The organism is Frankia sp. AgKG'84/4 (genome assembly GCF_023242965.2).
GTDB lineage: Bacteria > Actinomycetota > Actinomycetes > Frankiales > Frankiaceae > Frankia.
Genome location: NZ_JALKFU020000689.1, coordinates 1 through 573 on the forward strand (window position 1 = coordinate 1; position 573 = coordinate 573).

Genomic DNA, 573 nt, shown 5'->3' on the forward strand with positions numbered 1-573 from the left:
GTGACGGCGGATGCGCCGGGCGAACTCCGCCTCGTCGATGCCCTGCGTCGCCGCCCACGTCCGCAGGCCCGCGATCCGGTCCTCGGGCAGGCCGCCGAAGCGGGCCACCAGCCGTCGGGCGGCGGCGTCCAGCTCGGCGAACCGTTCGTCGTCCCGCTCCGCCCGGGCGGCGGCGACCCGGTCCCGCAGGGCGAGGCGGGTGGTGCGCTCGGCCAGCGACGCGGACAGCTCCGCGTGCCGTTCCAGCAGCCCGAGGATCACGCCGCGGTAGCGGGGATGGTCCCGGCCGCGCTGCCAGAACGCCCAGACCTCGGCTATCCGGTCCCGGACCGCACCGTCGTCGAGCGTGTCGACCGACTCCAGCTCGATGTCGTAGATCTCGAACGGGTCGCTGTGCTCGGCTCCGCCGCGGCGGTGCACCGAGGCCAGCACCCGCCGGCGATAGTCGTCCGGGTCGAAGGCGCGCATCCCGGCCCCCGCCCTAGACCCAGCCGCCCGGCGCGAGACCGGATCCGGGGGTCTGCCCCGGACCGGCGGGTCCGCCGGGACCGCGCGGACCACGGGGTCCGGCGG

1 pseudogene is annotated in these 573 nt (G+C 77.1%); it reads right to left on the reverse strand.

What is annotated here, in order from left to right:
• Window positions 1–468 (reverse strand): annotated as a pseudogene (locus MXD58_RS24635) (hypothetical protein); the annotation flags it as partial.
• Window positions 469–573 lie beyond the last annotated feature (105 nt).